The sequence below is a fragment of the Streptomyces sp. NPDC079020 genome, from assembly GCF_044542225.1.
GTDB lineage: Bacteria > Actinomycetota > Actinomycetes > Streptomycetales > Streptomycetaceae > Streptomyces.
Genome location: NZ_JBITUB010000031.1, coordinates 1 through 21,576, shown reverse-complemented (window position 1 = coordinate 21,576; position 21,576 = coordinate 1). Strand labels below are relative to the sequence as shown.

The following is a 21,576-nucleotide window of genomic DNA, read 5'->3' as shown; positions in this document are numbered from 1 at the left end:
CCGACTTCTACGTTCTTCACCACGCACCTCATCTACGTGCGTAGACCCATTCCGCCACAGTGAGGAGGGGTACATGAGCCGCACCGTCATCCACGGTGGCCTCGTCATCACCGCGTCCGACGAAATCCAGGCCGACGTACTCATCGAAGGCGGGCGCGTCGCCGCACTCGCCGCCCACGGCACCGAAGCCGCCGACAGCTGGAGCGCCGAGCGGAGGATCGACGCCACCGGAAAGTACGTCATCCCCGGCGGCGTCGACGCGCACACACATATGGAGATGCCGTTCGGCGGCACCTACGCCTCGGACACCTTCGAGACCGGAACCCGGGCCGCGGCCTGGGGCGGCACCACCACGATCGTCGACTTCGCGATCCAGAGCCGGGGCGGGTCGCTGCGCGAAGGCCTCGACGCCTGGTACGCCAAGGCCGACGGCAACTGCGCCATCGACTACGCCTTCCACATGATCATGTCCGATGTGAACGAGTCCTCGCTCAAGGAGATGGACCTCCTGGTGGCGGAGGGCATCACGTCCTTCAAGCTCTTCACCGCGTACCCGGGCGTCTTCCTCTCCGACGACGGCCAGATCCTCCGCGCCATGCAGCGTGCCGCCTCCAACGGCGGGCTGATCATGACGCACGCGGAGAACGGTCTCGCCATCGACGTACTGGTGGAACAGGCCCTGGCGCGCGGTGAGAGGGACCCGCGCCATCACGGTGAGGTCAGGAAGGCCCTTCTGGAGGCGGAGGCCACGCACCGGGTCATCAAGCTGAGCCAGGTGGCGGGGTCCCCGCTCTATGTGGTGCACGTATCGGCGCAGGAGGCCGTCACCGAGCTGGCGCGGGCCCGGGACGAGGGCCTTCCCGTCTTCGGCGAGACCTGCCCGCAGTACCTCTTCCTGTCGACCGACAATCTCGCGGAACCCGGCTTCGAAGGCGCCAAGTACGTCTGCTCCACCCCGCTGCGCCCGAAGGAGCATCAGGCGGCGCTGTGGCGTGGGCTGCGGACGAACGACCTCCAGGTGGTCTCCACGGACCACTGCCCGTTCTGTTTCACGGGACAGAAGGAGCGGGGCCTGGGGGACTTCTCGAAGATTCCCAATGGAATGCCCGGCGTCGAGAACCGAATGGACCTGCTGCACCAGGCCGTTGTCGACGGCCACATCAGCCGCCGCCGCTGGATCGAGATCGCCTGCGCGGCGCCGGCCCGGATGTTCGGCCTGTATCCGAAGAAGGGCACGATCGCTCCGGGGGCCGACGCCGACATCGTCATCTACGACCCGCACGCGGAGCAGATCATGTCCGCCGAGACGCACCACATGAACGTCGACTACTCGGCCTACGAGGGAAAGCGGGTGACGGGGCAGGTGGAGACGGTGCTGTCGCGTGGTGTCCCCGTGATCGAGGGCCGCGACTACGTGGGGCACGCGGGGCACGGGACGTATCTGCCGCGCGGAATCTGCCAGTTCGTGAACTGAGAGCCGCCGCGGGGCCGGTGCCGCGGGTGTCATGGGACACCCGCGGCCTGCCGGGCCGGACTTCGGTCGTCGGTCCCGCGTGCCCGGCGAACGGATCCGGCGGTCCGGGGCATGGCGCCGAACACCAGGGAGTGCCCGCCGCGCGATACACACCGGGGGTGCCGCTGCGCAGCACGCACGCGGCATTCCCCGACCCCGGTCATCCGGCACACCGGGTGTCCCTGAAGCCCTTCCGGGAAGTGCGTGAGCAGGGTGCGCGAACTGGCGCGCCGTGCCCCGGCCGTAGACCCGGACATGCTCGGTGACCGGACCATGCTGATCAACGACGGGCTCGCTGTGAGGGGTTCGACCCTGGGGCCCACCGCCGCCGCGACCATGCGCTGCCACGTGAGACCGATCATCAGCGATGGGGATTAGCAGCGAAATGGCCAAGGACCACGGCAGGCACCTATCGGCGGACACCCATGTCCTCGACGCACCCGGACCCCTGACAGCGGATCCTTCCGGAATCCAGGACCTCGGTCTCTGGGCCGCACCGGGCCCGCGCGGCGGCGTGTTCCCGTACATCCCGGGGGAGGCGGGGACGGAGGCGGAGGCGGGGACGGAGGAGGGGCCCGGCCACCGGGTGCTGTCCCCGGAAGTCTGCCCGGTGGTGCGGACCATCGAGCTGGCCAACCTCGGAACGAGCCGCAGGAGAGTCATCGAGCGGACGGAGCGGGTGCTCGACGAGGCCGAGTCGCGCGCCGACGCCCGGCGCATGTGGCGCGCGATCCTCGCGCTGCTCTACACCGGCGATGTACTGAGCGCCGCGCGCGACATCCGTGGGCTCACCCGGCAGGAGGTCGGGATCGCGCGGCTCGCACGTGCCGGGCACAGCAACCGGCGCATCGCGGAGGCGCTCTTCCTGACGGTCCGGACGGTGGAATTCCATTTGTCGAACGTGTACGGGAAGCTCTCCATCTCCGGTCGGCGGGAGCCGGCCGCCGCGCTGAGTACCGACATGTCCTGAGCACCCGTACGCCGAGGACCGGCCCGGTCCCGAGCGCCGCCCACCGCACCGAGGCGGGCGGCGCTCTCGTGTCCCGTATGCGCATCGCCCGCCCCGACAGGTGGCTCGCGGGAATCCGGTCCCTCTCCACTCCGGTCGCTCCCAACACCGGCCCCTGTCAACTGCGTCCCGTCGCCGAGGCCTTAGAGTCCTGCGGTGATCACGCCGACCGGTGTGATGCCCGAAAGGACTGACGAGTTGTCCAGACACATACCGGGGCGCAGGCCCCGGCAGGAACACAGTCGTGCTCACGCCGCCCCGCTGTTCCGCCGGAACGCGCCGTCGCGTGTCTCCGAGGCATGGACCGCGCCGCGTTGAACGACGAGAGGAGACAGACGCCGACGCTGCGTGACATCGCCGCGCCGCTGGCGAAGCTGCTGTGGCGGCAGCACACCGTCTACCGCGAGCGCGGCGGCACCGTGGTGATCCGCGGCGAGGACGCGGGCCGATGGATCAGCCTGACCGCCCATGGGCTCGACCGTGCGCTGGTCCGCACCGGACGGATCCTGGACGGCGGCACCACGGCCCCGGCACGCGCCGAGACCATCGCCCCGCTCGACGGCGACATCGTCCGTCTCGCGGCCTGTTGCCGCAGTCTGCTGGCCGAGACGGCCGACACCCGGACAGCCGGGGCGGGGACGTCGCGGCCCCCGAAGGGCCGGCCAGGGCGTCGCTCCCGCAAAGGCCGGCGCCGGCCGGTCGCGACGGCGCTGATCTGCCTCGCTCTGGTCGTCGGGCTGGTCGTCGCCTTCGGCGGCTGATGCGGGGTTTCCCAACCGCCCCTCCCGGCAGGGGGGTTCGTCGTCGGCGCGTCGTGGGGCCGCCACCCCGCAACCCGGCGGGCGAGGGGTTTTCGGCCGTGGCGGGGATTGCCGAGCGGTTCGAGGCCGCGACGGGGCCTTCGGCACCACGCGCGGGAACAGCTCCCGCGGCTGCCGCAAGCTTGTTCGGGCACCGGGGCGACGGCCCGCCGGCGCCGCTTCACGGAGCGGCCGACGGCCGGGGGACGGGCCGGGCTCCACCGTCCGCTCCACGGCGAACCCTGTTACCGGCGCGGGGCGGGACCGGCCGGACCGGCCGGACGCGGCCTGACCGGTCCCGCCGCGCCGTCGGCTCGGTGGACACGGGGCTCCGAACCGGCTGCCCGGCGGTCCGTGTCACTGCCTCGGTGTGGCGTGGAGAGGCCCCTGTGCACGGAGTGGCGATGCGGTGCGCTCGACTGTGCGTTCGAGTGCAGGGGGGGCGAACTCCGATGACCTTGTCAGGACGGCCTCTTCCCACGGCCCCGAAAGCAGTCCACGATTGTCCCTCCGCGACTCGCGTCCGAGGCGTCGTTGCACCCGGTTCGGCACGGCCTCATGGAAGGATTCCCGAAGCGCGTCAGCCAAGGGCAGCACCCTGGAGCCGCTGACGGCGACTGCTTGATCACGTGAGAACCGGCCGCACCGGTCACCGCACGCACCCCTCGGGCCATCTGTCAGTCAGTCAGTAACTGGACTAGGAGAACCTGTCATGGATTTCGGACTCGTACTCCAGACCGACCCGCCGGCCTCGGCCGTCGTCGGTCTCATGCGCCGCGCCGAGCGCAACGGCTTCCGCTACGGCTGGACCTTCGACTCGGCGGTGCTCTGGCAGGAACCCTTCGTCATCTACAGCCGGATCCTGGAGCACACCGAGCACCTGATCGTCGGCCCGATGGTGACCAATCCGGGCACCCGCACCTGGGAGGTCACCGCCTCCACCTTCGCCACCCTGAACGACATGTACGGCAACCGGACCGTCTGCGGGATCGGGCGCGGCGACTCGGCCATGCGCGTCGCGGGCCGCAGGCCCAACACCCTGGCCCGCCTCGGCGAGGCGATGGACGTCATCCGTGACCTGGCGGAGGGACGGGAGGCCACCGTCGACGGCCAGCGGATCCAGATCCCCTGGGTGAAGGACGGCAGGCTGCCCGTCTGGATGGGGGCGTACGGTCCCAAGGCGCTGGCCCTGGCCGGGCAAAAGGCGGACGGGTTCATCCTCCAGCTCGCCGACCCCTTCCTCACCGAGTGGATGATCAAGGCGGTACGGCAGGCGGCGGCCGACGCCGGACGGGACCCGGACTCCGTCACCATCTGCGTGGCCGCCCCCGCCTATGTGAGCGACGACCTCGACCACGCCCGCGAGCAGTGCCGGTGGTTCGGCGGCATGGTCGGCAACCACGTCGCCGACCTGGTGGCCCGCTACGGCGAGCACTCGGGCCTGGTCCCCGAGGCCCTCACCGAGTACATCGCCGGGCGGTCCGGTTACGACTACAGCCACCACGGCCGCACCGGCAACCCCGACACGGCCTTCGTTCCGGACGAGATCGTCGACCGGTTCTGTCTGCTGGGCCCCGCCGAGGCGCACATCGAGAAGCTCCGGGCCCTGCGCGACCTGGGAGTCGACCAGTTCGCCGTCTACAACATGCACGATGCGCGCGAGGCGACCATCGACGCCTACGGCTCCGAGATCATTCCGGCCCTGTCGGCCTGACCGCGCACGCGGCGGCATCGCCTCACCGCCGGCCCCCGCGACACCGCTCGGCTCCCGCATCGTACGTCCGGCGCCCCCACGCGCCGTCCCCGGTCCCCTCCTGCGCCATTCCCGGTCCCACGCGCCACCCCAGACACCCCCGCCCCGCACGGAACCGCTCCCGAGCGAAGGGTCCAGCCGCCATGACCTCGACCGCCCCATCCGCACCGCCTCCGTCGCAGGAACCGATACCCATCGCTTCCGACCGGGTCGAACTCGCCCCGGGCCAGATTCCCGACGACCCCCGCTTCGCCAACGAGGACCTGCTGCCCGTCCCCCTGGAACGGCGCACCTGGACGACGTACAACTTCGCGGCCCTCTGGATCGGCATGGCCCACAACATCCCGTCCTGGCTGCTCGCCTCCGGCCTGGTCGCGCTCGGCATGGACTGGAAACAGGCCGTGTTCACCATCGCGCTGGCCAACCTGATCGTGCTCGCACCGATGCTGCTCACCGGGCACGCCGGACCCAAGTACGGCATTCCCTTCCCGGTGCTGGCGCGCGCCTCGTTCGGGCTGCGCGGCGCCAATCTGCCCGCCCTGATCAGGGCGGCCGTCGCCTGCGCCTGGTTCGGCATCCAGACCTGGATCGGCGGCGTCGGGATCTTCACCCTGCTCGGCAAGATCTTCGGCGGCTGGGCGAAGGCCGCCGAGATCGGCGGCCAGCCGTGGACACTGTGGCTCTGTTTCGTCCTCTTCTGGGCGCTCGAACTCGCCATCATCTACCGGGGGATGGACACCCTGCGCCGCTTCGAGAACTGGGCGGCCCCGTTCGTCCTCGTCGGCGCCGTCGTCCTGCTGGTGTGGGTCGCGGTCAAGGCCGGCGGATTCGGTCCGCTGCTGGACCAGCCCTCGGCGCTCGGCTGGGGCAAGGACTTCTGGCCGGTCTTCTTCCCGTCGCTGATGGGCATGATCGCCTTCTGGGCCACGCTCTCGCTGAACATCCCCGACTTCACCCGCTTCGCCGCCGGTCAACGCGCCCAGATCCGTGGGCAGTCGCTCGGTCTGCCGACCACGATGACGTTCTTCGCCCTGCTGTCGGTCTTCGTCACCTCCGGCTCGCAGGCCGTGTACGGCGAAGCCATCTGGGACCCGGTCCAGCTCGTCGCCAGGACCGACCAGGTCTTCGGACTGCTCTTCGGCCTGATCACCGTCCTCATCGCGACGGTCTCCGTGAACATCGCGGCGAACGTCGTCTCACCCGCGTACGACCTGGCGAACCTCGCACCGAAGATCATCAACTTCCGTACCGGCGCCCTGATCACCGGCGTCGTCGGCGTGCTGATCATGCCGTGGAAGCTCACCGAGACGCCCGAGCTGTACATCTTCACCTGGCTCGGACTGGTCGGGGGGCTGCTCGGTACGGTCGCGGGCATCCTGATCGCCGACTACTGGATCATCCGCCGCACCGTCCTGGACCTCGCGGACCTCTACCGGCCCGGCGGCCGCTACTGGTACACCAACGGCTGGAACCGGCGCGCCGTCGCCGCCTTCGCCTTCGGCGGCATCCTGGCCGTGGGCGGATCCCATTCCGCCCCCGGCAAGGGGCCCTTCCCCGCCGATGGGCTGATCCCGTTCCTCAAGCCGCTGGCCGACTACGGCTGGGCGGTCGGGCTGGTCTCGTCCCTGGTGCTGTACGCGGTACTCAGCCGCCGGGATCGCCTTCCGCGCGTGCGGTGAGCCCGGGTCGGGGCCAGGTCAGACGGGCGAGGTCGTCCGCCCCAGCAGGGCGCTGACGTCGACTGTCTCGTCCGCCGAGGGGGTGGCCGTGGGCACCGGCCTGTCGAAGGCCGAGAAGCCCACGACCGCGTCCGCGGACGGCCCCTTCACCGTGAGCCGCACCGGATAGGGCTTGCCCTCGGTGGCCACGTACAGGGTCAGCGTCCTGTCGCCCGTGGTCCGGATCACCGGGATCACCGGGGAACCGGCGAGTTCGGTCTCCTCGCCCTTGACCAGGGTGCCCCGGTCGGCGCCGGACTTCGCGTTGTCCGTGACCAGCTTGCGGAACGTGTCGAGATCGCATGCGTCGCTCACCGTGCGCAGCCGCGGGTCGGTGGCGGATCCCTTCATGTACCGGCCGTCGAGGATCGCCTCGAAGGCCGAGCCGCCGATGGGCACCTGGTTCTTCCAGAAGGCCGAGTCCGGCTTCAGCCACACGGTGTCGCCCCGCTTGATGATCTTCACGGAGCCCTCGTCGTTGCCGAGGTCGACGCCGCCCGCGCAGTTGCCGTCCCGGTCCAGGACGAGGTTCAGCGTCATGGGCGAATCCGCCCTGCCGAGGTCGCCGCGCATGGTGAGGTGCAGCGAGTCCACCTCGAGGAACGCGTCACGGGAGCGGTCGGCGATCTCCTGGGCGCTGAGCGAGCCGATGTCGTCGTCGGCGTGCGCCACGGTGCCGCTCGTGACGGTGAGGGCGGCGAGTGCGACCACTGCCGCGGTGACGGTTCTGCGTGTGCTCATCCGGTTACCGGTCACGCCGCCTCCTTCGAGAGGGACTGCCGACGGCCTCCTCGGGCCTGCTCGGCGCCTGTTCCGGGGCCTGTCCGGGGTGTGCGACCCGGGTGAATCCGTGCCTTCGAGAGTACGCCCGCGCGGTGCGCGGCGCGCGACGGTGGGCACGGCGGGCGAAGCCCGTGCTCCTCTCCGTACGGCCCGCCGTACGAAACGCTTGAGCGGGCGCCCCCTGCTTCGTTACCCTCCAGTAAGTTCGTGCGGGCGGAACCGGGAGAACCGGTGGATCCGGCGGACACGAGGGAGGCGGCAGCCCATGTCCCCAACCGAACCCACCGAGCGCACCGGACCGGGCACCTCACCCCCGCGGGCAGGGACCCCGGCACCGGAACCGTCACCGGCGCACGCGCCGCCCGGCCTGGCCGACAGCGCACGGCTGCTGGCCGGCGGACACACCACCTCCACCGCACTCGTCGCGGCCTGTCTCGCCCGGATCGAGGCGACACAGGGGACCGTCAACGCCTTCCGGCACCTGCGGGCGGACGCCGCGCTCGCCGAGGCCGCGGAAGCCGACCGGCGGCTCGCGGCGGGGGAGCGGCTGCCGCTGCTCGGCGTGCCGGTCGCCGTCAAGGACGACACCGATGTCGCGGGCCTGCCCACCCACTTCGGCTGCGACGGCGACCTGCCCCCGGCCGCGTCCGACAGCGAGGTGGTCCGCAGGCTGCGCGCCGCCGGGGCCGTCGTGGTCGGCAAGACCAATTCCTGCGAACTGGGCCAGTGGCCGTTCACCGAGGGCGCCGCCTTCGGCGCCACCCGCAACCCCTGGAACACCGGGCACACCCCGGGCGGCTCGTCCGGCGGCTCGGCGGCGGCCGTCGCCGCCGGGCTCGTGCCCGCGGCGCTGGGCTCGGACGGGGCGGGCTCCGTCCGTATCCCCGCCGCCTGGACCCACCTCGTCGGCATCAAGCCGCAGCGCGGCCGGATCTCCACGCACCCCCACGGCGACGCCTTCCAGGGCCTCACCGTCAACGGCCCCCTGGCCCGTACCGTCGCCGACGCCGCCCTCCTGCTGGACGCGGTCGCCGGAGCGCACCCGGACGACCCGCACCGCCCGCCCGCCGTCAGCGCCTCGGCCGCCGCTCTGCGCGATCCGGGCCGGCTGCGCATCGCGGTAGCCTGGCGGCCCCCGCTCACCCTCACCCGCGCCGCCCCGCACCCCGAGGTGCGCAGGGCCGTCACCGCGCTCGCGGAGGCCCTGGCCCGCCTGGGCCACCACGTCGAGGAGGCCCGCCCCCGCTACGGGCTGATCGGTCTCGCCTTCGTCCCCCGCGCCACCACCGGCATCGCCGAATTCGCCGCCCGCCACCCCGACCCCGCCCTCCTGGACCCGCGCACCCGCAGCGCCCTGCGCACCGGCACCCGCCTCGGCGGCCGGGTCGTACGGGCGGCCCGCGCCCGCGAAGTGCACCAGCACCGCAGGATCGGCGCACTGTTCGACGCCTCCGGGTCCGGGTTCGACGTACTGCTCACCCCGACCACGGCCGCCCCACCGCCCCGTATCGGCACCTTCGACCGGCTGAGCGCCTGGCGCACCGACCTCACGATGGCCGCGGCCTGCCCGTACGCCTGGCCCTGGAACGTCCTGGGCTGGCCCGGCATCAACGTCCCGGCCGGGTTCACCCGCGACGGCCTGCCCCTGGGCGCACAGCTTCTGGGCCCCTCCCGCAGCGAGGAACGGCTGATCGCGCTCGCCGCCCAGCTGGAGGACGACCGGCGCTGGTTCGAGCACCGCCCGCCCGCCCCCGCCGCGCTCGGTGTCGCCTGAAGGCGGTCCCCGCGTACGGGTCCGGGCCGGTGGGACCCCGGGGAGGCCGGGCGGGGCCCAGGAATACGGGCGCTGAGGGGCCGAGCGGCGAAGAACGAGTACGGGGGCCTTGTGGAGCGAGGAGCGGTCACGGGATATCTTGATGTCAAGCAATGTTGCAGACGTGGAGCGGAGCACCCGGTGACTGACTCGACCATCATCTATACGCACACCGACGAGGCCCCTGCCCTGGCGACCTATTCCTTCCTGCCCGTCGTCGAGGCCTACGCCTCGACCGCAGGGGTCACGGTGGAGAGCCGCGACATCTCCCTGGCGGGGCGGATCATCGCCGGCTTCCCGGAGCGGCTGAAGGCCGACCAGCGTATCGATGACGCACTCGCCGAGCTCGGTGAGCTGGCCAGGACTCCCGGCGCCAACATCATCAAGCTGCCGAACATCTCGGCGTCCATCCCGCAGCTGAAGGCCGCGATCGCCGAGCTCCAGGAGCAGGGCTACGCCCTCCCGGACTACCCGGACGACCCGCAGACCGACGAGGACAAGGACGTCCGCGCCCGGTACGACAAGGTCAAGGGCAGCGCGGTGAACCCGGTCCTGCGCGAGGGCAACTCCGACCGCCGCGCCCCCGCGTCGGTCAAGAACTACGCCAAGAAGCACCCGCACCGCATGGGCGCCTGGACGGCCGACTCCAAGACGAACGTCGCGACCATGGGCGTCGACGACTTCCGCTCCACCGAGAAGTCCGCCGTCATCGCCGAGGACGGTTCGCTGCGCATCGAGCTCATCGGTGACGACGGCACCACCACCGTGCTGCGCGAGTCCGTTCCGGTCCTGGCCGGCGAGGTCGTGGACGCGGCCGTCATGCGGGTGGCCGCGCTGCGCGAGTTCTTCGCCGCGCAGGTCGCCCGCGCCAAGGCCGAGGACGTGCTGTTCTCCGTGCACCTGAAGGCCACGATGATGAAGGTCTCCGACCCGATCATCTTCGGCCACGTGGTCCGCGCCTTCTTCCCGAACACCTTCGCCAAGTACGGCGACGTGCTCGCCGCGGCCGGTCTCACCCCGAACGACGGCCTCGGCGGCATCCTCAAGGGCCTGGACTCCGTGCCGGACGTCGGCGCCGAGATCAAGGCGTCCTTCGAGGCCGAGCTCGCCGAGGGCCCGGCCCTCGCGATGGTCGACTCCGACAAGGGCATCACCAACCTCCACGTCCCCAGCGACGTCATCGTCGACGCCTCCATGCCGGCCATGATCCGCACCTCCGGCCACATGTGGGGCCCGGACGGCAACGAGGCCGACACCCTGGCGGTCCTGCCGGACAGCAGCTACGCGGGCGTCTACCAGGTCGTCATCGACGACTGCCGCGCGCACGGCGCCTTCGACCCGTCGACCATGGGCTCCGTACCCAACGTCGGTCTTATGGCGCAGAAGGCCGAGGAGTACGGCAGCCACGACAAGACCTTCGAGATCCCCACCACCGGTTCGGTGCGGGTCGTCGACAGCAACGGCGATGCCGTGCTGGAGCAGGCCGTCGCCGCAGGTGACATCTTCCGGATGTGCCAGACCAAGGACCTGCCGATCCAGGACTGGGTCAAGCTCGCCGTCACCCGCGCCCGCGCGACCGGCAACCCGGCCGTGTTCTGGCTCGACGAGGGCCGGGCGCACGACGCCAACCTCATCGCCAAGGTCACCACCTACCTGGCCGACCACGACACCGACGGCCTCGATATCTCCATCAGGACGCCCGAGGAAGCGACCGCGTTCTCCCTGGAGCGCATCCGCCGCGGCGAGGACACCATCTCGGTGACCGGCAACGTGCTGCGTGACTACCTCACCGACCTGTTCCCCATCCTCGAACTGGGCACCAGCGCGAAGATGCTCTCCGTCGTCCCCCTGATGAACGGTGGCGGACTGTTCGAGACCGGCGCCGGTGGCTCCGCTCCCAAGCACGTCCAGCAGCTCGTCAAGGAGAACTACCTGCGCTGGGACAGCCTGGGTGAGTTCCTCGCCCTCGCGGTCAGCTTCGAGCACCTGGCCACGACCACGGGCAACGCGCGTGCCCAGGTCCTCGCCGACACCCTGGACCGGGCCACCGGCACCTTCCTCGACGAGGACAAGTCGCCCAGCCGCAAGCTCGGCGGGATCGACAACCGGGGCAGCCACTTCTACCTGGCGCTCTACTGGGCCCAGGAGCTGTCGCGGCAGACCGACGACACCAAGCTCGCCGAGGCGTTCGCGCCGCTCGCCAGGACGCTGGCCGAGCAGGAGGAGACCATCGTCGCCGAGCTGATCGCGGTGCAGGGCTCGCCGGTCGACATCGGCAGCTACTACCAGCCCGACCCGGCGAAGGCCGCCGCGGTCATGCGCCCGTCCGCGACGTTCAACGAGGCCATCGCCGGCCTCGTCTGACCGTCACGTCCGTCCGACTGCCACGGCAGCCGCTTTCCCTGTTCCACGCTTCCGCCCCGGTCGGCCCCGCGCCGGCCGGGGCGGAAGCGTCGGGCGGTCACGGCGGTGACGGCGGTGACGAGGGGGTCACAGGTTTCCCGGGACGCGCAGGCTGCGCTTTCCGTCCACCGCCGGATCCTTCGTGTTCCGCAGCGAGTCGAGGATGGCCAGACCCTGGCCCACCAGCCCCGCCGCCATGCTGTTGACGCCGTCGGTCCCGTTCAGCACGGTGAGCCGGGCTCCGGCCATGCCGCGCGCCGCGGCGTCGGCGAGGGCGGGCAGGTTCTCCACGACCCGGTTGGCCGCGATGAGCTCCTGATTCCCGTCGCGCAGCGAAAGGGCGCGGGCGGTATTGGCATCCGCCTGCGCCTGGGCGAGAGTCCGTTCGGCGTAGGCGCTGCCGTCCGCCGCGAACTTGGCCTGATCACGGGCGGCCTCGGCCAGCGTGCGCTGTCGGTACGCCTCAGCATCCGCCGGACGCCTGACCTCCGCTTCGAGGCGCTGCGCGGCCAGCTGGGCCTGCCGCTCGGCGAGCGCGGTCTGTTCCTCGATGACGTCGTGGGACGCCCTGGCCTGCGCCAGCGGACCCGCCTGCGCGGCACGGGCGTTGTACTGCTCCGTCTCGGCGAGGAACCCGGCCCGCTTGATGGCCGTGTCACGCTCGTACTCGGCCTTCAGCGCCGCCGCCTGCTGCTCGCGCTCGCTGGCCTCCTGGTCGGCCCTCGCCTGCGCGATGCGCGCCTGGCCGGCGACCGCGGCCGCATGCGGGGCCGCGAGGTTGTTGATGTACCCGGTGGCGTCCTCGATCTCCTGGATCTGGAGCGCGTCCACCACGATTCCGAGCTTCTCCATCTCGCTGTGGCTGCCCACCATCACTTCCTGGGCGACCCGGCTGCGCTCCCTGATGATCTGCTCGACGGTCAGTCCGCCCACGATGGAGCGCAGGTGCCCCGCGAAGATCCGACCGACGAGTTCCTCCATCCGGTCCTGTTCCGAGAGGAAGCGCCGTGCCGCGTTGGCGATCGACACCGCGTCGTCCCCGACCTTGAACACACACACCGCGCGCACGCTCAGCCTGATGCCCTGCTGGGTGACGCAGTCCTCGGCGATCTCGGCCTCCCGCAGTGCCAGGGAGAGCATGCGGGCCTTCTGTTTCACCGGCAGTACGAAACTTCCGTGGCCGGTGACGATGCGGAACTGTGTTTCCTGCGCCTGCCGCTTCGTACCGGAGATGAGCATGGCCTCATTGGGCGCGGGGACCTGCCAGAACAGCATGAGAGAACTCCTGCCGTGTTTCGTGGTTCACGTATGACTCAGGTCGGCAGCGGCGGCTCGTGACTCAGGTCGGCAGCGGCTCGACGATCACCGAGCGTGCCGAGATGCGGTCGACGACGACGACACGCACGTCCCTGCCGAGAGTGGTCGCGGACCCGCACCAGGCCGCGTAGGTCTCCGAGCCGCCGCGTACGGCGACGAGCACCTCCCCCGGACCGTCCGGCGGGATCTGTACGGTCACCCGGCCGACCGCTCCGACCGGGCTCTGGGACGCCTCGTCAGTCGAGCGCATATTCCCTCACGAGCGGTCGCGCTCCAATGAAGTCCACCCGCCATCGCCTCCGGTCCCGCAGAGCGTCGAGAACGGCCACTGCACACCGTCCGACGGCGACAATGCCCTCGATGCGTCCACGGTACTCCGCTCCGGGGGAGATGGCGGGGGCGACGGGACCGGCCGGGGCGGCACGGCGCTCAGTACCCGCCGCCGGTCGGCTGCCCGCTGGGCGATGCCGGGCCCGTGATCCTGTCGCCGGACGGATCGAGCACGTACCACGCCGCGCCGAACGCCGTGGAGCCCTGCCCGTTGGTGTCTCCGGCCTTGGTGTCGCCCCCGAAGTAGTACAGGGGATGACCGTTGTACGTGACTTCCTTCGTGCCGTCGCCCCGTGCGGTGGTGCCCAGCAGATCCGCCTTCGCCCCCTTGCCCGCGACCGGTTCGGCGGTCACGGTCACGGGCGGCCAGGCCGCGGCGCAGGTGCCCGTACAGGTGGACTTGGTGGAGGTGTCGGCCTCGAAGAGGTACAGGGTCCGGCCGTCGCCGTCGACCAGGAACGTGCCCAATGGACCGGTGGCGGTCGCCACGGTCCCGGCGGCCGGTCCCGCCGATGCGCTGGCGGAAGGGGAAGCGGAGGCAGCGGCGGACGGAGAGGTGGAGGCGGACGAGCCGCCGTTGTCGCTGCCACCGCAGCCGACGGCCGCGGTGGCGAAGAAGGCGACCACGGCCACGGCGGCGGCCTTTCCGGTGATGCGTTTCATCCTGGTGTCTCCTCGACCCGGTGGCGATGGCCACGGCAGTACGTGGCCCGCACGACGCGGGTCACGTACCCCATGACGACGCGGAATCGGATCCGGCGCGCGCCGGGAGACGCCGTTCGGCCGTACGGAGGCGGGAAGCGGGGGGACGAAGGCGTGGGGCGACGACGGCGGGCCTACGGCACCCGCGCCGTCCACTGGGCCGTACCGAACTTGGTGCGTACGAGCTCCTCGGCGCGGGCCATCTCCTCGTCGGTCACCTTGCCGGGGGTCAGGCCGTGCCGGTTGCGGAACGAGTCGATCATGTTGTCGATGACGACCTCGCGCGGCAGCCCGGTCTGGCGGCGCAGCGGGTCGACGCGCTTCTTGGCGCTCTTGGTGCCCTTGTCGGAGAGCTTCTCCTTGCCGATCCGGAGCACTTCCAGCATCTTGTCCGCGTCGATGTCGTACGACATGGTCACATGGTGGAGCACGGCGCCCTCCCGGCCCACCACGCGCTTCTGCGCCGCGCCCGCGATCTTCCCGGCGTCCGTGGCGATGTCGTTCAGCGGCTGGTACCAGGCCCGGATGCCCATGTCGGCGAGCGCCCCGAGCACCCAGTCGTCGAGGTAGGCGTAGCTGTCGGCGAAGGACAGGCCCGAGACGAGGGAGTCCGGCACGGAGAGCGAGTACGTGATGGTGTTGCCCGGCTCCACGAACATCGCGCCCCCGCCGGAGATACGGCGTACGACGTCGACCCCGTGCCGCTCGGCGGCCGTCCGGTCGACCTCGTTGCGCAGGGACTGGAAGCTGCCGATGATCACGGCGGGGGAGGCCCACTCCCAGACCCGGAGCGTCGGCGGGCGGTGGCCGGCCGCGACCTCGGCGGTGATGACCTCGTCCAGGGCCATGTGCAGGGCGGGGGACTGGGGAGCCTCGTGGACGAGCTGCCAGTCGTAGTCGCTCCACTCGGTGGCCTGCGCCAGCGCCCGGCGGACGGCGACGGCGACACCCTCCGCGGACAGCCCGAGCATCACCGTGGACTCGGGCAGCGCCGCGTCGATGCGGGCGGCGAGGCCGGCGGTGTCGGTGTTGGCCGGGGCGCCTTCGAGGGCCGCGTCGATGGCGAGGATGGCTTCGTCGGGTTCGAGGAAGAAGTCTCCGGCCACTCGTACGTTGCGCAGCGCGCCGCCCTCGACATCGAGGTCCACGACGACGAGCTTGCCGCCGGGAACCTTGTACTCACCGTGCACAGTCCTGCCTCCACATCTCCACCGGCCCGTCCGGGCCGGTCACATCCACTCACAACGTCGTTTCCGGCCAGCATCATCCCTCCGCGCCGGGCTCCGTGCGAAGGCCGGTCCCCCCGGAGGGCGGCGACCGCCCGGCGTACGCCGTGAGGCCGGCGGCACCCACACGCCCCAACTCGTCTGGCGTGGCGCCGAGGTGACGGTGGTCGCCCGACCTCTCAGGCCATATAAGGTAAGCCTAACCTCATTGCTTTCGGAGAACCGGGAAGTGCAGTGCCGCTCGTCAGCGCCTCGGATGTCGCCACCCCCACCTGGTCCGCCCTCGTCGCGGACGCCTACACGCGGCTGGAGGCGGTCTCGCCTCTCGTGCGCATCGCGGCCGGGGACGGTGAACGGGAACGCGAGCCCCGGGATACCGGCGGCGACACCGGTGCCGCGGGCGCCGGCGACTGGGTCCGGGGGAGCCGGATCGCCGCGGAACCGGAGCGGGTGGAACACCTGGTGGACGTGGAGGCGGAGCGCATCCGGACGACGTACGGGCAGCCGCCCCGGAGGGACGTGGCCGCCACCTGGGCGCTGCAGCGCTACCTTTTCACCGCGTGTCTGACGCTCAGCGGGCCCTGGTATCTGCAACGCCGTGTGCCGTGGCTGCCGTTGGACCGGATCCGGTACGCGTGGCAGAACCGGGCCTTCGCCGTGCGGCCCCTCGGGCTGACCTGTCTGCCCGGCGACCGCGCGGCGGAGCTGCCCGGTGTGCGCGTCCTGTCCGGCGAGGAGGCCCTGCGCGCGGAACTGCGCGCCTCCGTGGCCCGTCAGACCGGGCCGGTGCTCGACGCGTTCCGGCCGCTGGTGCGGCGCAGGCCGCGCGCCCTGTGGGGCATGGTCACCGATCAACTGGCCGGTGGGATCTGGCACATGGGACGCCATCTGGGCGAGGAGGCGGCCGCCGCCCGGGCGGCGGACACCCTGCTGCCGGGCAACACCGCTCCGTACCGGGGCGGCGCGGGCTTCCGCCCGTCCCCGGACCCGGACGGCGGGTACACCCGTACCCGCACGGGCTGCTGTCTGTACTACACGATTCGCCCCGACAGCCTCTGCGCGACGTGCCCGCGCAGTTGCTGACCGGCTTCCCGCCGCCCCTGGCGGCGCTGGTGGTGCCCCCCGCAGCCGCCCACTCCGACCGAAGGGTGTTCGCCATGCCGCGTGCTCAGTCCATGGGCGGTGTGATCGGCCCGGCCTGTGATCAGAGGCTCTTTCCCAGCGGACCGGCCGGTCCCGGCGCCCGCGACGACGTGGTTCCGGGGCTGCTGCCGCCCCGCGGAGCGGGAGCGCCCGGCATCCCCGCACTCCCGGCCGGAGGAACCCGATGACGCCCCGGCCGGAGGGTGAACCCCTCGATCTGCTGGGGGTGGGCGTGGGGCCCTTCAATCTCTCGCTCGCCGCGCTGGCCGACGGTGTGCCCGGCCTGCGTGCCGCGTTCCACGAGCAGCGCGGCTCATTCCACTGGCACCCGGGCCTCCTCATCGAGGGCTCCACGCTCCAGGTACCCTTCCTGGCCGACCTGGTGAGTCTGGTCGATCCGACCAGCCCGTGGTCCTACTTGAACTACCTGAGGACCCGTCAGCGGCTCTTCCCCTTCTACTTCGCCGAGCGTTTCCATATTCAGCGCACCGATTTCGACAGCTACTGCCGCTGGGCCAGCGGCATGCTCGAATCCACCCACTTCGGCCACCGGGTGGACACCGTGGCCTGGGACGCCGCGCGGGGCTCCTTCGCCGTTGACTTCACCCGGCTCGGCCCGGACGGCGAAGAGCTCGGGGCCGGTCTCACCCACGCCCGCAATGTCGCCCTGGGTGTCGGTACGGCGCCGTACGTTCCCGAGCCGTTACGGGCCCTCGCCGAGGACCCCGGCTCCCTGGTGCTGCACTCCGCCGACTACCTCGCCCACCGGGACCGGCTGCTGGCCGCCCGGCATGTCACCGTCGTCGGCTCCGGCCAGTCCGGTGCGGAGGTGCTGCTGGACCTGCTGCGTTCACGGCCCGGCGGGGGAGAGGGGCTGACCTGGCTCGCCCGGACCCCGGCGTTCGCCCCCATGGAGTACAGCAAGATCGGCCTGGAACACTTCACGCCCGACTACACCCGCTACTTCCACGGCCTTCCGCAGAACGCCCGTGATCAACTGCTGCCGAGGCAGTGGCAGTTGTACAAGGGCGTCAGCGGGGAGACGCTCGGCGAGATCCACGACGAGCTCTACCGGCGCAGCCTCGACGGAGGCTGGCCCGATGTCACCCTGACCCCCGGCATCGAGGTCATCGGCGCCGTCGCCACCGGCAGCGGGCGCATCGAACTCCGCGTGGAGCACGGCCGGCAGGCGACCCGGGGCCGGTTCGGCACGGACGCTGTCGTGCTCGCCACCGGCTACCGGGAGCGGCCCGTCGACGGTCTCCTCGCCGCGCTGGACCCCCACATCGTGCGCGACGGGGCCGGCCGGCCCCAGGTCGACGAGGCCCAACGGCTGGTGCTCGGAGGGGAGATCGGCGGATCCGTCTTCGTACAGAACGCCGAACAGCACACGCACGGGGTCGGCACTCCCGACCTGGGTCTCGCGGCCTGGCGCTCCGCCGTCATCATCAATGCGCTGACCGGCAAGGACGCCTACCCGCTGCCCGAGCGCACCGCTTTCACCACGTTCGGCCTCGGCGGTGGGAACCGTTCCGGAGCATGCGGCGTGGCCACCGAACCCGTGGCCACGCCCGGCCCAGCCGCGGGCCCCGCTGCCGGCACCGGACCTGCCGCCGGCCCCGCTACCGACACCAGCCCCGCTACCGGCACCACCGGAGGATGTCCGTGACCGCGTCCATGGAACCGCAGCCGCAGTCCGCTGTCGACGAGGCCCACAGGGCCGCCGTCGCCTGGCGGGAGGCCGGAAGGCAGATCACCGAGAAGATGCTCGGTGAACTCAGCTACGAGTACCTCTTCGAGCCGGTCCCGGACACCACCCCCGTCACCGAGGGCAGCGATCCGGCCTGGCGGCTCGGCCTGCCGGACGGGGTCACGTACCGCTTCCGCGCCCGGCACGGAGCCTTCCGCTGCTGGGTCGTCACCCCCAAGTCGGTGACCCGTCACCTTGCACATGCCGATGGTGCGGAGTCCCTCGCCGCGGCCGACGACCCGCGCATCCTGGTCACCGACGCCCGCCAGGTCCTCGGCCTCACCGGAATGCGCCTCGCTGACGTCCTGGGCGAGCTGACCGCCACCGTGTCCAACGAGGCGCTCCGCCTCACCGCCCCGATCACCGCGGCCGAACTCGCCGCCCTGCCCTACGACATCGCCGAGGGGTATCTGCCCGGTCACCCGCGCATCGTCGTCAACAAGGGCCGGGTCGGATTCTCCGCCGCCGACCGGGCCCGGCTCGCCCCCGAGGCCCGTACACCCTTCGCCGTCCGCTGGGCCGCCGTCCACCGGGACCTGGCCGCGTTCCGCTCGGTGGCCGGGCTCGACGCGGCCACCCTGCTCGCCGAGGAACTGGACGAGGCCACCCGGCAGGCGTTCACCCGGCGTCTCACCGACAGCACCGCAGCCGCCGGCACCGACCCCGCCGACTATGTGTGGATGCCGGTCCACCCCTGGCAGTGGGACGAGATCGTCGGCACCCTCTACGCGGCCGAGCTGGCCACCGGCCGCGTCGTGCACCTCGGGGACTCCGCCGACACCTATGTGCCGCACCAGACCGTCCGTACGCTGGCCAATGTCAGCCACCCCGCCCGACGGGACGTCAAGACCGCCTGCTCGGTGCGCAACACCCTCGTCTACCGCGGACTGAACTCCGCCGCCACCCTGGCCGGGCCCGCCGTCACCGAATGGCTGCTCGGCATCCACGAGAGCGATCGGCTGCTGCGCGAGGAGTACCGCTTCGATCTGCTCGGCGAGGTCGCCGCGGTCTCCGTCACCCACCCGCTCCTCGGCACCCTCGAAGAGCTGCCCTACCGCTTCCACGAGACGCTCGGCGTCCTGTGGCGTGAACCGCTGCGGACCCGGGTGGCCCCCGGCGAACGTGCCGTGTCGCTGGCCGCGCTTCCGTACCGCGACCACCACGGCGACAGCGTCCTCACCCATCTGATCCACACCTCCGGCATGGCGGCCGAGGACTGGTTCGGCAGGCTCTTCGACCTGATCCTCACCCCGTTGCTGCACTGGTTCCACCGCTACGGTGTCGCCTTCTGCCCGCACAGCCAGAACCTCGTCCTGATCACCGGCCGGGACGGCCGCCCGCTGCGCGTCATGATCAAGGACTTCGCCCAGGGCGTCGACCTCGTCGACACCGAACTTCCCGTCCACGACACGCTCGCGGAGGAAGCCCGCGCGGACATGCTGCGCTGGCCGGCGCCGCTGATGGCCCAGTCCCTGTTCTCGTCCGTCTTCTCCGGCCAGATCCGCTTCCTCGCCGAGATCGCCCACGACGACCTCGGCCACTCCCGCCCCGCGATGTGGGAACAGGTGCGCACCGTCGTCCGCGCCTACGCCGACCGCTTCCCCGAGGACGCCGGGCGCTACCCGGACCTCGACCTGTTCGCCCCGGACGTCGAGCGGGTGTGTCTCAACCGGGAGCACCTCGCGGGGGAGGGTTTCGAACGCGTCGACCGGGACGAGGAGTTCGACGTGCGCTTCGGCCGCGTACCCAACCCCCTGGCCGGACCCGACCCGGAGGGCGCCTGGTGAACGCGGGCCCACCCCCGGCGGCGGCCGCCTTCTGGCAGCGTCCCACCGGCCCGCGCACCCTGTCGGCCCGTGCCGGGGCAGGAGCCACGATCCGCGGGGAGCTGGCCGCGCGGGCGCCCTCGCGGCTCACTCTCCTCCTCCCCGATCCGCACGCCCGCTTCGCCGCCGTCGATCTCGACGGAGCCTTCGCCCTGGAGTCCGTACTCGACGACGGCTACGGCGCCTGCACGTATCTCTGTGCCTGGACCGTGGAGCGCGGCACCTGCCCGGCGCCCGAGCTCCAGCGCTACTACGGTACCTACTCCGACCTCGTCCTGCGCCCGGACCCGGCCACGCTGTTGCCACGGTCCGACCCGGGTGACGGCCTCGCCGAGGAGGGCGGCTGGTACGTCGTGTGCGACGCGGCCTGGCCGGACGGCCGTCCCGTCGCGGTCGCGCCCCGCACCGTTCTGCGACAGTGGCTCTCCGCCGCCGAGGCGCTGGGCATCGTGCCGTCCGTCGGCCTGGAGCACGAGGTGACATTTCACCGTGCCGACGGCTCGCCCCTTACCGCCCATGGCATCGACTACGCGCTGGGCGGCACGGAGAGCCTGGCCCCCCTGCTGCGCGAGATCCGGTCCACGCTGTGCGGAGCGGCGCTGGGAGTGGAGTCGGCGCGCGCCGAATGTCACCCCGGTCAGTACGAGATCGTGCTCCGTCACCGTGACGCGCTGGCCGCCTGCGACGACGCGATGGTGCAGCAGACCTTCGTACGGCAGGCCGCGGCCCGCCACGGTGTCACCGCCTCCTACCTCGCGGCCCAGGGCCCCGGACAGGGCAGCTCCTGCCATGTCCACCTCTCGCTGAACGACGTGGACGGCCACAATCTGGGACCCGACGCGGGCGACCCGCGCCGTCCGGGCCCGCTCCTGGGGGCGTTCCTCGCCGGAGTGCTGCGGGCGGCGGGAGACCTGACCCCGGTCTGGGCGCCGACCGTCAACTCCTATGTGCGCCTGCGCACCGGCGACTTCGCGCCGACCTCGGTCCGCTGGGGTGCCGACGACCGCACCGCCGCCGTCCGGCTGGCCGGTCAGGGGCCTTCCCTGCGGCTCGAATGCCGGTTCCCGGGGGCCGACGCCCAACCCCACCTCGCCGTCGCGGCGTTGCTCGCCGCCGGGCTCTCGGGCATAGAGGACGACCTGCCGCTCCCTCCACCGGGCAAGGAGCAGGACCGGCTGCCCACGACCCCCTGGCAGGCACTCGACCGCTTCAGCACGTCCCCACTTCCGGTACGACTGCTGGGCGCCGAACTCGTCGACCACTGTGCCGCCCTCTTCAGGGCGGAGCTGGACGACTGGTGCGACGGCGTCACCGACTGGCAGCGCCGCCGCGGAGCCCTCAGGTCCTGACCGACGAGGCCACCCGGACCGCCCCGGCCCCGTCGGGTGATCCGGCCGGGAATGGGTCGGGGCCGCGCGGTGGGTGTCACCGTGCGGCCCCGGCCGGGGTGGTGCTGTGGGTGGTGCTGTTGTGGTGCTGTGTGTGGTGCC

Annotated in this window: 16 protein-coding genes; 11 read left to right on the top strand and 5 right to left on the bottom strand. The window is 71.7% G+C overall.

Features of this window, described 5'->3' with window-relative positions; all coding sequences use genetic code 11:
• Nucleotides 1-73 precede the first annotated feature (73 nt).
• The 5 genes from hydA (at nucleotide 74) to ACIGJO_RS35090 (ending at nucleotide 6,754) form a co-directional block, all read left to right on the top strand.
• Nucleotides 74-1,474, top strand: coding sequence for a dihydropyrimidinase (gene hydA / locus ACIGJO_RS35110; RefSeq protein ID WP_399965379.1), 1,401 nt, complete (start codon nucleotides 74-76; stop codon nucleotides 1,472-1,474).
• Between the two features lie 424 nt (nucleotides 1,475-1,898).
• On the top strand, nucleotides 1,899-2,483 hold the full coding sequence (locus tag ACIGJO_RS35105) for a LuxR C-terminal-related transcriptional regulator (RefSeq protein ID WP_399965377.1): 585 nt from the start codon (nucleotides 1,899-1,901) through the stop codon (nucleotides 2,481-2,483).
• Between the two features lie 353 nt (nucleotides 2,484-2,836).
• Nucleotides 2,837-3,283 carry a hypothetical protein gene (locus tag ACIGJO_RS35100; protein ID WP_399965375.1) on the top strand — a complete coding sequence of 149 codons (447 nt, stop codon included), beginning with the start codon at nucleotides 2,837-2,839 and terminating at the stop codon, nucleotides 3,281-3,283.
• A gap of 751 nt (nucleotides 3,284-4,034) precedes the next feature.
• Nucleotides 4,035-5,036, top strand: a complete 1,002-nt coding sequence (locus tag ACIGJO_RS35095) for a TIGR03842 family LLM class F420-dependent oxidoreductase (protein WP_399965372.1) — start codon at nucleotides 4,035-4,037, stop codon at nucleotides 5,034-5,036.
• Between the two features lie 182 nt (nucleotides 5,037-5,218).
• Nucleotides 5,219-6,754, top strand: a complete 1,536-nt coding sequence (locus ACIGJO_RS35090) for an NCS1 family nucleobase:cation symporter-1 (protein WP_399965370.1) — start codon at nucleotides 5,219-5,221, stop codon at nucleotides 6,752-6,754.
• A gap of 18 nt (nucleotides 6,755-6,772) precedes the next feature.
• On the opposite strand, the gene ACIGJO_RS35085 is transcribed toward ACIGJO_RS35090, so the two are convergent.
• Nucleotides 6,773-7,549 carry a hypothetical protein gene (locus ACIGJO_RS35085; RefSeq protein WP_399965368.1) on the bottom strand — a complete coding sequence of 259 codons (777 nt, stop codon included), beginning with the start codon at nucleotides 7,547-7,549 and terminating at the stop codon, nucleotides 6,773-6,775.
• A 292-nt stretch (nucleotides 7,550-7,841) separates the two neighbouring features.
• Between ACIGJO_RS35085 and ACIGJO_RS35080 the strand changes: the two genes are divergently transcribed.
• Entirely contained in the window at nucleotides 7,842-9,350 is a 1,509-nt protein-coding gene (locus ACIGJO_RS35080) for an amidase (protein ID WP_399965366.1), read from the top strand.
• A 180-nt stretch (nucleotides 9,351-9,530) separates the two neighbouring features.
• Nucleotides 9,531-11,753: an NADP-dependent isocitrate dehydrogenase gene (locus ACIGJO_RS35075; RefSeq protein ID WP_399965364.1), complete on the top strand. Its 2,223-nt coding sequence runs from the start codon at nucleotides 9,531-9,533 to the stop codon at nucleotides 11,751-11,753.
• Between the two features lie 126 nt (nucleotides 11,754-11,879).
• Here the strand turns inward: ACIGJO_RS35075 and ACIGJO_RS35070 are convergent, their stop codons facing one another.
• The 4 genes from ACIGJO_RS35070 to ACIGJO_RS35055 form a co-directional block, all read right to left on the bottom strand.
• Nucleotides 11,880-13,067 carry an SPFH domain-containing protein gene (locus ACIGJO_RS35070; protein WP_399965362.1) on the bottom strand — a complete coding sequence of 396 codons (1,188 nt, stop codon included), beginning with the start codon at nucleotides 13,065-13,067 and terminating at the stop codon, nucleotides 11,880-11,882.
• Nucleotides 13,068-13,131: 64 nt separating this feature from the next.
• Nucleotides 13,132-13,359: a hypothetical protein gene (locus ACIGJO_RS35065; RefSeq protein ID WP_399965360.1), complete on the bottom strand. Its 228-nt coding sequence runs from the start codon at nucleotides 13,357-13,359 to the stop codon at nucleotides 13,132-13,134.
• A 179-nt stretch (nucleotides 13,360-13,538) separates the two neighbouring features.
• The gene (locus ACIGJO_RS35060) at nucleotides 13,539-14,102 is read right to left on the bottom strand and encodes a hypothetical protein (RefSeq protein WP_399965358.1); all 564 of its coding nucleotides are present in this window, start codon (nucleotides 14,100-14,102) and stop codon (nucleotides 13,539-13,541) included.
• Nucleotides 14,103-14,275: 173 nt separating this feature from the next.
• Nucleotides 14,276-15,331 carry a biotin/lipoate A/B protein ligase family protein gene (locus tag ACIGJO_RS35055; RefSeq protein ID WP_399965356.1) on the bottom strand — a complete coding sequence of 352 codons (1,056 nt, stop codon included), beginning with the start codon at nucleotides 15,329-15,331 and terminating at the stop codon, nucleotides 14,276-14,278.
• A gap of 270 nt (nucleotides 15,332-15,601) precedes the next feature.
• Here ACIGJO_RS35055 and ACIGJO_RS35050 point away from each other — a divergent pair, with 270 nt between their 5' ends.
• The 4 genes from ACIGJO_RS35050 to ACIGJO_RS35035 all read left to right on the top strand — a co-directional run bounded on the left by ACIGJO_RS35050 (nucleotide 15,602) and on the right by ACIGJO_RS35035 (nucleotide 21,435).
• Entirely contained in the window at nucleotides 15,602-16,450 is an 849-nt protein-coding gene (locus ACIGJO_RS35050; protein ID WP_399965354.1) for a (2Fe-2S)-binding protein, read from the top strand.
• Nucleotides 16,451-16,694: 244 nt separating this feature from the next.
• Nucleotides 16,695-18,179, top strand: coding sequence for a lysine N(6)-hydroxylase/L-ornithine N(5)-oxygenase family protein (locus ACIGJO_RS35045; protein ID WP_399965352.1), 1,485 nt, complete (start codon nucleotides 16,695-16,697; stop codon nucleotides 18,177-18,179).
• Nucleotides 18,176-20,047: an IucA/IucC family protein gene (locus tag ACIGJO_RS35040; RefSeq protein WP_399965350.1), complete on the top strand. Its 1,872-nt coding sequence runs from the start codon at nucleotides 18,176-18,178 to the stop codon at nucleotides 20,045-20,047. The genes ACIGJO_RS35045 and ACIGJO_RS35040 overlap by 4 nt, the downstream gene beginning before the upstream one ends.
• Nucleotides 20,044-21,435: a glutamine synthetase gene (locus ACIGJO_RS35035; protein ID WP_399965348.1), complete on the top strand. Its 1,392-nt coding sequence runs from the start codon at nucleotides 20,044-20,046 to the stop codon at nucleotides 21,433-21,435. The genes ACIGJO_RS35040 and ACIGJO_RS35035 overlap by 4 nt, the downstream gene beginning before the upstream one ends.
• The last annotated feature ends 141 nt before the right edge of the window (nucleotides 21,436-21,576 follow it).